The following is a 12,640-nucleotide window of genomic DNA, read 5'->3' as shown; positions in this document are numbered from 1 at the left end:
GTCAATTTTCTTGTTCAATATTACATAGATAGCCAAGAGCCTGGAGAAAACAAAGTAAAGCACTTAATCAGATTTTGCTTTACAAGTTGCAACTCCTATCTGTTGCCTTCTATTTTTTCATGGCACCCAATTACTATTTCACTTTTTTGCAAGCGTAGATAACTAAGACGACATGACGATTAAATTCCATCATAACAATATGCGGTGGCTGAATTGGGTGAAAAACTCATTCCTCAAACCAGCTAAATTCAATTTCATTGTTCCATGGTGGGAGCGAACGATTCATATCTTGCCAACTTCGCTTAAGTCTATTGCCCCACTTCTGTTTATATTGTCTTTAATTTCTGTGTTGCTGCTCAACAGTTTCACACCTGTAATCGCCCAACAAAGCCGTCCCGAAATTCGCGGCGTTTGGATGACCAATAACGACTTTGATATTCTCAGAGATCGAGCCAAGGTGCAAGATGCAGTCACCAAGCTTCGTCAAATGAACTTTAACACAGTATATCCAGTTGTGTGGAATTCTGGTTATGCGATGTACCCTAGTGCTGTTGCCCAAAAAGCCGAGATTCAGCCTTTTGTATATAAAGGGACAGATGGACACGATATTATCGCTGATTTAACTAATCAAGCACATCGCCAAGGTTTATTAGTGATTCCCTGGTTTGAGTTCGGTTTTATGGCTCCCCCCACTTCGGAATTAGCCCTAAATCACCCCGAATGGTTAACTCGCAAACGTGATGGCACTGATACATCTATTAGTGCTGGTGGTGAAGTAGTTTGGTTGAATCCCTTTCATCCAGAAGTTCAAGAGTTCATTTCTAATTTAGTCCTAGAAATTGTAACTCAGTACGATGCTGATGGGATTCAATTTGATGACCACATGAGTTTACCCTATGAATTCGGTTACGATCCATACACGATAGCTTTATATACTCAAGAAACCGGAAATCCTCCCCCAAGTAATCCTCAAGATCAAATGTGGATGCGTTGGCGTGCAGATAAAATTACCACATTTATGGTGCATCTAAATCAAGAGGTAAAAGCAAGGAAACCCAATCTAATTTTCTCGGTTTCTCCCAACTATTATGACTTTGCCTATAAATTCCATCTCCAAGATTGGCTGACTTGGTTACGCTTAAATATTATCGATGAGTTAATTGTACAGGTGTACAATCCCAACTTACAAAGCTTCACCAACAATATTTCCCGTCCGGAAATGCAAGAAGCGCTGCAAAGTATCCCTACTGGCGTTGGAATTATGACAGGATTAAGAAATAGTCCGGTTCCGATTCAACAAATCCAATCTCAGGTAAGGCTGGTTCAAGAACGAGGATTAGGTGCAGTCTTTTTCTATTATGAAAGTTTGTGGGATTCTGGTTTAGAATCTGCAAGCGAGAGAAAATCAGCCTTTCAGGCACTTTTCCCTAATCCAGCGTTTCGTTCTGCAAACAGGCAGCAGTAATTTGTTTAGTACTATTTATTTACGAGAGCGATCGCTCTCGTTCTCTAATCTGCTAAACATAAGGTATGAATCGATCGGGGTAGTTTCCACAAAGGTTTCAGGGGCAACGCGATCGCGTTGCCCGAAAATGCCCTAAGGCATAGAGTTACTGTAGGAGTATGTCACGTCTTTAGATAGATTTGATTAGCTTTGGCAACATAGACACTATATATAATAATTTAGCTTTGCCTCGTAATCAGAGAGTCAAAATAGCAAGTTACTCCCAGACAAATTTGTCATAGATAGAGGCTTGAATATTATTAAAATTACTTCAAATTTAGACTTATCAAGCATTCACAAATAATGTTCCTGAAGTCTATTCACTTGATAATTCTATTTTTCTGCACTTTAATCTATTCGCACTATAATCTAGCAATTTTTGGGAATAAATCTATCATGAAATTGACGAAAACAATCACAGGAAAATTACTAATTAGCATTCTTTGTCTGGAAATAATTTCTTGCACCTCACCAACATCTGAGTCGGCAAACGCTAATAATCAGCAAGCAGAAACAACAAAACAAGTTAGTCAGCAAACTAATAATAATCAAGCCTGTACTTTAGTAGAAGATGGTTTTGGTACAGAAGGAAAGGTCAACATCAAGGTTGAAGAAGTGGTGACAGGTCTTGAAGTTCCTTGGGGCATAGCTTTTCTGCCAAATCAGGATATGTTAGTTACTGAACGACCTGGACGAGTTAGGTTGGTACGGGACAGTAAACTTGTGGAAAAACCAGTAGCTACTATAAATGTTACAGAAAGTGGTGAAGATGGTTTACTGGGAATTGCAACCCATCCCGACGTTGCCAAAAACCGACTTTTTTATGTTTACTATACTACCGATATAAATGGGTCGCAGGTTAATCGCGTTGAACGATGGCGACTATCGGAAAATGGACTTAGTGCCTCATCAGATCGGGTAATTTTGGACAATATTCCCGTAGCACAATTCCACAACGGTGGTCGTATTCGCTTTGGTGCTGATAGAATGCTGTATATAGGTACTGGTGATGCCAGAAATCCCCAAAGTTCTCAAGATGTTAATAGCCTTTCGGGAAAAATTTTACGTGTAACCCCCGATGGACAGGTACCCCAAGACAATCCATTTGCCAAAAATCCCGTGTATATCACTGGTATTCGTAACACCCAAGGGTTTGATTGGAGTGACAAATCTACACTGTGGGTGACAGACCACGGACCTAGCGGTGAATTGGGTAGAAGTGGTCACGATAAAGTCAGTGTAGCAAGAGCAGGCGACAATTTGGGGTGGCCCACCACCTACCGCTGCGAATCAGGGAAAGGACTTGTGACCCCATCTATTGTTTGGCGTAACGCTCTACCCCCAGGTGGAGCAGCAATTTATACTGGTAATTCTATTCCCGAATGGAAAGGTAACTTAATTATTTCCACCCTCCGTTCGCAACACTTACAACGTGTTGTTTTTAATCCCCAGTCACCTGAACAAGTTCAATTGCATGAGGTGTATTTGCAAGGTAAATACGGACGATTAAGGGAGGCGATTATGGGATCAGATGGTGAGTTATATATTACAACTAGTAACTGCGATGGCAGAGGAAATTGTCCATCACAAAAGGACAAAATTCTGCGCATTACCCGATAAAAGAATAGAGATAGATAAACCCTAACTTGTTTGACTGAGATTAGGGTAGTTTATTTATTTGATGATAGGGTTAATTATATAAATGTAGTTTTAGTAGTTTTAAAACTAAGAATTTCCATGCTGAAATTTTACTACAACCCCGTTTCGACTAACGCTCGCCGTGTTTGGGTTGCATTACTGGAAAAAGAAATTCCCTTTGAAGCAATTTTGGTGAATTTAGACGGGGAACAATTGGGTGATGAATTTACAGCTATTAATCCACTGCAACGTATTCCCGTAATTATTGATAATCAACTGCGGGTAGTTGAGTCTTTAGCAATTCTGGATTATTTAGAAGCAAAGTATCCAACTCGATCCCTAATGCCAAATCAAGCTGAAGATATTGCGACTGTGCGGATGGTAGAAACAATCGCAGTTAATGAACTTCAGCTGGCGACGATTCCTTTCACCTGTCAGTTGGTGGGACTGGAGGTTGACGATCGCAAAATAGAGAATGCTCGACAACGAATTATCGCTGTGATGGAATTTTATGAAAATTTGTTAGATGGGAATACTTATTTTGTTAACAACAAACTTACCCTAGCCGATATTGTTGCTGGAACCCTTGTACCTTCATTGCCTCATTTTGGCTTTTCTCTGAATACTTACCCAAATTTAACAGCGTGGTCGCAAAAGCTTCTTGAGAGGGACAGTTGGCAACAAACAGATTTGAAAGCAGATGCCATCGCGTCTGCTATTCCTAGTATTCGGGCAATTTTAGAAAGACGATCTTAGCTATACATCTCATGTGAGCTGTACGCGATCGCTATTCCTCAAGAGAGGTGTATTTATAGTTAAGTAAAGGCAAAATAGTTATATCATCCCTCCCAGGAGATAACTATGGCATCAGGAATAATGGTTGCAGGTAAATGGATAACCGATGGGAATCAGCCAAATCCAGATGGTGAGTTCCGTGAGATACCAACAACATTTCGCCATCGCATCACCGCAGATGGTTCTAGTGGATTTAAGGCAGAATCCGGACGCTATCACCTTTATGTTGCTTTAAGTTGTCCTTGGGCGCATCGTACCTTAATTATGCGGGAAATTAAAGGGTTACAAGATGCTATCTCTATTTCTATTGTTGACCCTGTGATGAGTGACAAGGGCTGGATGTTTTCCGAAGCACCAGGAAGTATTCCCGACTCAGTAAACCACGCAAAATATTTACAACAAATCTACCTCAAAGCCGAACCCAAATATACAGGACGGGTCACGGTTCCGGTGTTGTGGGATAAGCAAACTCAAACCATTATCAATAATGAATCCCGCGAAATCATGCGGATGTTGGATGTGGAGTTTGCCCAATTGACAACGCATAAAATAGACTTATATCCAGACGATTTGCAACCGCAAATTGATGAAACTATCGATTTAATTTATACAGCAATTAATGCCGGGGTCTACAAAGCTGGTTTTGCGACTTCGCAAGCAGCTTATGAACAAGGGGTGACAGAACTTTTTGAGGGTTTAGATCGATGGGAAACTATTCTCAGTCAGCGGCGCTATTTATGTGGTGATCGTCTCACGGAAGCCGATATTTGTATGTTTGTGACGCTGTATCGTTTCGATGTTGTATATTACGGTCACTTCAAATGCAATTTGCGGCGAATTATCGACTATCCCAACCTCTGGAATTACCTTAAAGCCCTGTATCAGCGTCCTGAGTTCAAAGCAACTTGTAATCTCGACCATATCAAACATGGCTATTACATGAGTATGACCGATATTAATCCTAATCGAATTGTACCCAAAGGACCAATTATCGATTTTGATGAAGCGTGCGATACCTACGGTGGTAAACCACGCTCTTGGGGTTAAGCTTTGTTTTACCGAAGTAAAGAGTCTTGAAGTGCGATACCTACGGTGGTGAACTACGCATAATTATCAGCAGTCGATCGTTATTAGTAATAGTACTCTAATCGAATATTTATTTTGATTTTCATGGAGTTGTACTCATGATTCTGCATATTTCGATCGATGCTCATAATCCATTGCAAGTTGCTACTACCCTAGCTGAGGTTTTAAATGGCAAGATATATAAATTTTTCATTCCTGGTAGTTATCTGGTGATGCCCTTTGACAACTATGGTACTCACATTGTGGTGTTTAAAGAGGGTGATGTATGGGTTCCAGGTAATGATGTCAAAGCAGCCCAGGTACTTTCAGCAGAACCAAGCAAATTAGTGGCTAACCATACAGCGATGGTGGTTCCCACAACCCAAGAACAAATCCAGCAGATCGGTAAACGTGAAGGATGGCGGGTTTTGACTCGTAAGCAAGGAGAAGGGGTTCCATTCAGTGCCATCGAGTTTTGGGTGGAAAATCGTATCCTGTTTGAGTTCTTAACACCAGAATTTGTACCCCAATATTTACAGACTATGCAACCAGAGATAATTGAGAAAATGTTTGGACTGCCAATTCAGCTGGTACCAGCTTAAAGCTGATCGCTGATAACCGGAAGAGGCAGGGGAAGCAAGCCCCGTCCCGGTCTTCCCCTTGCTTATAGATAACTCCTCGCAGTATAAAGAGTAAATAATCATGATTCATCATATTTCCGTTGCCGCTCATAACCCACAACATGTTAGCCAGGTATTAGCAGAGATACTACAGGGACAATCTGTGCCATTTCCCAGTCATTCTGGTAGCTATGTAGCCTTAGCATTCGATTCTCAAGGGACAATGATTGAGGTTCACCCATTGGGAACTACTCTATTTCCTAGTAACGAAGTCAACGAGGCTGTTGAACTTCGACACAATTCAGCCTCATCAAATCACACTGCCATCCATGCAGCTATTTCTGTCCCAGTTAGCCAAGATCAGATTCAAGCGATCGCTGATCGTGAAGATTGGCGAATGGTACGTTGTCATCGTGGTGATTATTTTGATGTGATTGAGTTTTGGGTAGAAAATGAATTGCTGTTAGAGTTCTTGCCTCCAGAAATTATCCAGCAATATCTCTCTTTTATGGAACCGCGATCGCTACAACAACAAGTAGCACAATCGGCAGCGAAATAAATAATTGCTACAAGTAACACATCACAAATTTTCAAGGGTTTGGTGCGTTACGACGTTCCGTCTTTAGCGCAGCCATGCCCGTAGGGCTATACACAACCTACAATACTTAAATTTGTAAGTGCAAAGCACAGGCTACACCAACAAAAATCAAATCGGATTCCTATATAATTTCTAAAAAGTAGTAAAAGAAATATTTATGTTACTTTTTCAACCTGGAATCGGCTGCACATATTAGGTTTCCCACTTAACTACTGGCAAAATGATCAATAGTTAGCAGTCTACAGTCAAGAATTCTCAGTTTTTAGTACAATTAACTAAAGCATGTGTGTGAGAGCGGTTGTGTCCCACGGAAACAAGAGTGCGATTCACTGCATAAATCCCGACTGTAAACGTCCGTTTCCTCAACCCTGGGGAAATCGGTTTTGTAATAGCTGTGGCGCACCGCTACAGTTGAACGATCGGTATGTCCCTTTACAAACCCTAGGTTCGGGTGGGTTTGCTCAAATTTATACAGTTTGGGACTTACAAACACAAACAGAGAAAGTGCTGAAGATTCTGGTGGAAACCTCTGTCAAAGCACTGGAATTATTTGAACAGGAAGCCGCAGTTTTACGTCACTTGCGACATCCGGGGGTTCCCAAGGTGGAATCTGATGGTTTATTCAAGCTGGAATTATGCCATCCTCAACCCCGGCAGTTGCACTGTTTGGTGATGGAAAAAATTGATGGGATGACATTGGAGGAAATTCAAAAAAAATATCCTCAAGGTTGTCCCCAGGGATTAGTGTTGAATTGGCTAATCCAATCAGTAGAAATACTGAAGCACCTGCACGAGTGTAAAATCATTCACCGTGACATCAAGCCGTCAAATATGATGTTGCGGACTGCTGCCTTTTCACGGGGGGCAGCACAAGGTGATCAACTAGTATTAATTGATTTTGGGGGAGTGAAGCAGTTTAACTCTAACATGCGCCGTCCTCCCAATTCCACACGGTTATTTTCCTCTGGTTATAGTCCACCAGAACAATTAATTGGGGGAAATGTATCCCCAGCTACGGATTTTTATGCCTTGGGTAGAACTATGGTGGAGTTACTCACGGGGAAAAATCCAGCCGATTTGGAAGATTCTGCTACAGGGGAATTGCAATGGCGACATTTAGTCACAGTCAAACCGCAGTTAGGGGATTTACTAGATGAGATGATCAAACCAGATGCGCGATCGCGTCCGGCAACAACTGCTATGATTCAAAGGCGATTGACGCAAATGTCACAAATATCGGTGGCAAATGGCAGTATCTCCCAGTTGCAACAATCCATCAGTAATGTGACTCAACAAATTACCACAGCCGTAAAAGTGTCACCACCACTTTTCTTTTCCCAAGTCTCCGCAGGGGTGATACAAGCAGCAAGGTTTGTGACTCAAATGGTTTCCACAGCAATACTTTTTGTGCTGCAAACAGTCACCACAACAGTATTAGCTTGTTTAAGTACAATTTGGGCAATGTTACTTACAGGTAGTGGCGCAGCCCTTGGTACCATGATTGGGGCATTATTAACCTATCAAACAGGTTGGGGTGAAGAATTTGCCACATTAGTTTCTAACCAACTCATGTTAGTGCTTCCTAACAACTCACCCCTAACCGCATCCGACATCTTATTATTTGCCAGTGCTGGATTAGGAACAGCTTGCGGATTCACAACATCCGGAGTATTTAACCAACAAAGACGTTATGCGATCGCATCAATCACCAGTATCATTGGTTATTGTCTCTCTTGGTTTGTCCTCCAAGGTATAGCCACAAGAAGTCTACCGGAAGCAATAACAGGATTAATTTTAGTCGCTGTCACTTTTCTTACCCTCGGCTTAGGGTTTCGTAGTCATCATATCGTCTATTCCATCATTACTGCCTTTGGGACAGCCCTCAGTTTTGCATTTTTAATTAATCTGAATCTATTTCCCATCGATATTTTTGATCCACAAACCGTAACAGTATCAAACTTAGTTCTGAAAACCTTCTTTTTCACCTTTGTTGGGGTGCTAATTAGCTTTTTTGTCGCTATTAGTCACTACACAATCATTCCCTGGTTACGTCTGCTAGGTTGGAAATAATCAGTTATCAGTGTAGGTTCTGTATAGCCTTGCGGCATAACCTACGGGAAGCAAGCTACAACAAAAGACGCACGATTACACTCCTGCTTGAACGATAATCTAAATGCGTCGTAACACACCAGATACATGGTGCGTTACGAACTTCGTTCTTTAGCGCAGTCATACCCGGAGGGCTTTACACACCCTACTTAAGATTTATTTTATAAACACCCTCTTAGCTAAAATCTAACAGCTAATAGCTCACACAAATACTCGGTATGCGGGAAACTCAGTGTCTTTAGACCTGAGAGGGAAGCGACACGCAGCTTGCGTGCCGAAGGTAGGGATTTTAATCCCCGTGGATGTTAAAATCCAGGTTTTTGATTGGAACCTGGAAACCATCTCCCTTTCGGGGTAATGTTAGCTCCGACCTGTTATAAGAGCTTGTTAGGCTGTAAGCACTGTTTCAGTGACTTTAAAACTGTTTAACTTACAGCGACAGAGCGGGGAACTAGCTACGCATTCCGAGGTGTCGTGACTCAAATAACGGCTACCTATTACTAGGTGGTCTGGTCAGCACAGCTTGCAATTTCTTACAAGCTCAATCCCTTTAGGGTTGAGTTAGTGACTATTTCCCAACATCAGCACAAGCGGAAACTGTAGGACGAGAATTAGGTCTGACAGTCGGTGCTTTATCCACTAAATATAATATGCCATCAGCACCCCTAACTATTGCTTGAGCCTCCACAATTCTATTAGGTTCCGGGTTTTTTACCATCAAACCATCAGGAATTGAACTCAATTTAGTAGTAGCATTACTCTCATCCAAAGTAGCAAGTTCTGAATAATCAATTTCACCTTGCATCAAATTTATAATGGGATTAGATGGTATGGTTCCATTTCTACCAGTAACAACAAATCTACCTAGAGGTTTTTTACCCCTACCGCATAATTGATCAATTTGATCACTTTGATCCTTTAAACCTTCACGTAACTGGATAAAACCTCGACTGGGGTCTGTGTCGGGACTGATAATTTCCACCTTACCACTTAATTCTGGACTCGCTCCGGTAGCTGTAATATCACTTTCATCTGTTAAGGAATTTCGGAATTGAGTACCAATAATGCCTTCAGCGTTAATAAATACTTTACCACCGCGAAAATTTGCAGAGTTAGCACTGATATCACTATTTTGAAGTGCGGCTAAAACCTCCGTGTTGATATTAATATTACCACCAACAACATTGCTACCAGATGCGTTAGTTGTAATTTTGGCACCTCTAAATAAAAATAGATTCTGTGACTGTATATTAATAGTCGCTTGTTCAGAATTTAGATCGGAATTTCTACTGCCAGTGTCAGCAGTCAGACTAGAACGATCCAAAATAAAAGTACCAGCATTAATATTTGCATTGCCTGCACTTCCCAAACCATCGCTAGTAACAGTTAGTTTTGCATGATCTCTAACTTCAAGACTATTTGTATTAATAGTTAAATCTCCTCCTTGACCAATAGAACTATCAGATGCATCGGCAAAAATTCCACTAGCTGAATTAATAGAACCAATTTTAATTAGCGCTTCATTCTTTAGTTGAGTTGCTGTTTTTGGCACCTTATTACCACTAGAATCAGCTAATATTTTGGCAACAACTTGTTTAAAATCTTGGTCATAGTCGGGATTAAAACCAGATATATTAGCTTGGTCTTTGATGTTAAGAGTAATATTACCAGCATCCCCTTTACCGGATGTAGTGGTAATAATTTGTCCTCCACCTATCAGTTCTAATACTTTCGCATCTACCGTAATATCACCACCCTTTCCAGGACCGCGAGTATTTGCTCGAATATGCGCTCCATCTGCTAAACGCAAAGTATTGGTAGAAATATAAATATTCCCTCCATTTCCAATTGCTTTTTCTTCGTTACTTGAAGTGACAGAACTATATATATAATTGCGTGGACGATAACCTCTTGGTATTGGAAATATACCGTTACCTGATACTTCCACAAATTCTGGTGCAATAATTTTAATTTCCCCAGAATTGCCACCTGCAAAAGAGCTAGATTTTATCTCTGTTCCATCTTGAATCATCACTGACTGACCAGATATGGTGATACTCCCTGCATTACCTAATGATGGTTGATTGACAGCAATATCATTAGCTACTTGAGTATTTATTTTACCTGTTCTTAGTAGTATGGGACCTTGCGAGGATAATGAAATATCTCCAGAATTACCGCTAACAAAACTGATTGAATTGATGGCACTATTATTTATAAGTGATATGGATCCATTCCCACGCAAGGTGACATTTCCCGCACCATTTCTACTAAAACTACTGGTGACAACATAAGCATTATCGAACAAAATTGCCCCGTTAGCAATGAGTGAAATACCTCCACCTCCGTTACCTCCAGAACGATTATAGGTAGAAATAACTTTGTTTTCCTCATCTATTCCTAGACCAATTAAAGTAATTGAATTATTGGCATTGAGAGAGACATTTCCACTTCTACCTCTACCAGAATTAAGGGCATCATTTGTATAGTTGCTTGCATCAAGTGCTGGTTTATCTTCAAGTCTTGTATCACGACCTGGCATTTTATAAGCAGGATTATTAATGTAAATATTATCACCTATAATGTTAATGTCTCCGGCATCACCGTTTCCTGATGTGCGGGTACGAATGATTCCACCAGTTACTTCTACACTGTTAGCATTAACATTAATATTTCCGGCTTTTCCATTACTACGAAAATTTGCCATATTTGCAACTATACTATCGCCACTTATCTGGAATTTGTCCGTTACATTAATGTTAATATCTCCGGGTGAGGGAACTCCTGTCAACTGTTGAGTAATACCTGCTGCAATTACACTACCTGTAGTTATTTGTAAATTTCGACCTGTTAATGCCACAGTTCCGCTACCATTTCCAGTAACATCAATCTTGGCATTATTTGTAAGAGATATATTTGCTCTTTCTGAATTGTTTGGAATGAGGCTAAATTTATTATTTTCTACCGCCAATCCAATACTTCCATTATTCTCGATTCCTGCTAATTCAATTTTTCCTCCCGGTGTTTGCAATTTGGAATTGTTTAAATTTACATCTCCACCCACCAAGAAGATACTTTGATTAGCTGGTACTGATAAATTACTATTATTTACCTGCACCTGTTGTTTCATTTGATTGAAGAAAAATACCGAAGGATTTATAGTGAGTAACTCTGATGGGGAATTAGGATTGACAGCGCTATAAAATCCCAAATTACCGAATTGTAAACTATTTGCGGTTGTAGCGAAAAATGAACCACCAATCTCTAATTTTGCACCATCCCCAAAAAGAATCCCATTGGGGTTAAGGATAAAAAGATTAGCATTGCCGCTAGTTTTTATTAACCCATCAATTGTTGATGGAGATACACCAGTAACGCGATTAATAATATTAACTATACTAACGGAGTTATTAAAGTTGGCGGAACCATTTTTAGGAATAGAAAATTGCTCAAAGCTATGAAAAAGATTATTGCCAACTTGAGTTCCCCCTGTGATATCACAGTTATTGCATCCAGGTTGAGATATTTTGCTGTTTTGGGGTAAGGTTTGATCTGGAATAATTTGCGCTTTGACAGGTTGCGTCAAAGTGAGTGATACAGCAAATGTAAATACTATTTTTCTGGCTATAATCCAATCCATAAGCGTTTTTTTAGGCTTTGATGAGAGATTACAGAAGGTCTATTGATGGGATTTTGCTAAGTATTGTCGAAGCAAATATGTCGTTAATCTGCGTGTTCTGATTGTAAAATGAATTACAGATTAAATTAGACAGTTACATAAAAATTAATGGCGACCTAATCACACTATACGGGAATTTATCACTAAATCTGGGTATTTACTGAGACTTTTACAGTATTTATGCTCAAAATTTATCCCCCCAGTCAAGTTTTTCTTTACTGAGGGGATTAATAGTTATCGGCTTATATGATTTTCGGTATAGCTCTTAAGTGATTACATCATAGCTACGCTATGTTGCTTTTGGCAGCTTCTGATGATTTATTTTATCGTATTTTCACATAGTATTCATCAGTTCTTCACTTTCGTCACATCGAACTATCAGTGATATCAACAATGGACTTTAGTAGACTGAGGAATTTCCAAGTAAATAATTCCCTAATCAATCCATTGGTGGAACAGGGTTCTAGCCTATTTTGTGTAGGCTAGAAGCCCGCACCAGATGAAGGTTTTTTAAATTGGAAGTGACTTAGCGTAACAATTATAAGTTCCCAAACTACCAATAAATTAATTTTACGATAATTTACGGGTTTTTTGCAACTTCTTCATCCGTACTTTATTCCTATTTCTTCCCG

At 40.1% G+C, this 12,640-nt stretch carries 8 protein-coding genes; 7 read left to right on the top strand and 1 reads right to left on the bottom strand.

Annotated elements, in window-relative coordinates; translation table 11 throughout:
- The first annotated feature begins 172 nt into the window (after positions 1-172).
- The 7 genes from CAL6303_RS18890 (at position 173) to CAL6303_RS18860 (ending at position 8,290) form a co-directional block, all read left to right on the top strand.
- Positions 173-1,465 carry a glycoside hydrolase family 10 protein gene (locus CAL6303_RS18890; protein WP_041739768.1) on the top strand — a complete coding sequence of 431 codons (1,293 nt, stop codon included), beginning with the start codon at positions 173-175 and terminating at the stop codon, positions 1,463-1,465.
- Positions 1,466-1,900: 435 nt separating this feature from the next.
- A complete protein-coding gene (locus tag CAL6303_RS18885; protein ID WP_015199424.1) occupies positions 1,901-3,124 on the top strand; it encodes a PQQ-dependent sugar dehydrogenase in 1,224 nt (407 codons plus the stop codon).
- A gap of 117 nt (positions 3,125-3,241) precedes the next feature.
- Positions 3,242-3,898 carry a glutathione S-transferase family protein gene (locus CAL6303_RS18880; RefSeq protein ID WP_015199423.1) on the top strand — a complete coding sequence of 219 codons (657 nt, stop codon included), beginning with the start codon at positions 3,242-3,244 and terminating at the stop codon, positions 3,896-3,898.
- 105 nt (positions 3,899-4,003) lie between these two features.
- Positions 4,004-4,984: a glutathione S-transferase family protein gene (locus CAL6303_RS18875; RefSeq protein ID WP_015199422.1), complete on the top strand. Its 981-nt coding sequence runs from the start codon at positions 4,004-4,006 to the stop codon at positions 4,982-4,984.
- A 137-nt stretch (positions 4,985-5,121) separates the two neighbouring features.
- The gene (locus tag CAL6303_RS18870; RefSeq protein WP_015199421.1) at positions 5,122-5,604 is read left to right on the top strand and encodes a hypothetical protein; all 483 of its coding nucleotides are present in this window, start codon (positions 5,122-5,124) and stop codon (positions 5,602-5,604) included.
- Positions 5,605-5,704: 100 nt separating this feature from the next.
- Positions 5,705-6,181, top strand: a complete 477-nt coding sequence (locus tag CAL6303_RS18865; RefSeq protein ID WP_015199420.1) for a hypothetical protein — start codon at positions 5,705-5,707, stop codon at positions 6,179-6,181.
- A 321-nt stretch (positions 6,182-6,502) separates the two neighbouring features.
- Complete coding sequence (locus CAL6303_RS18860) at positions 6,503-8,290, top strand: serine/threonine protein kinase (protein ID WP_015199419.1); 1,788 nt, start codon at positions 6,503-6,505, stop codon at positions 8,288-8,290.
- A gap of 607 nt (positions 8,291-8,897) precedes the next feature.
- Here the strand turns inward: CAL6303_RS18860 and CAL6303_RS18855 are convergent.
- The gene (locus CAL6303_RS18855; protein ID WP_015199418.1) at positions 8,898-11,969 is read right to left on the bottom strand and encodes a filamentous hemagglutinin N-terminal domain-containing protein; all 3,072 of its coding nucleotides are present in this window, start codon (positions 11,967-11,969) and stop codon (positions 8,898-8,900) included.
- Positions 11,970-12,640 lie beyond the last annotated feature (671 nt).

This window comes from Calothrix sp. PCC 6303 (assembly GCF_000317435.1).
GTDB lineage: Bacteria > Cyanobacteriota > Cyanobacteriia > Cyanobacteriales > Nostocaceae > PCC-6303.
Note: the sequence above shows the minus strand (reverse complement) of the source record. Positions and strands in the feature narration are given on the sequence as shown.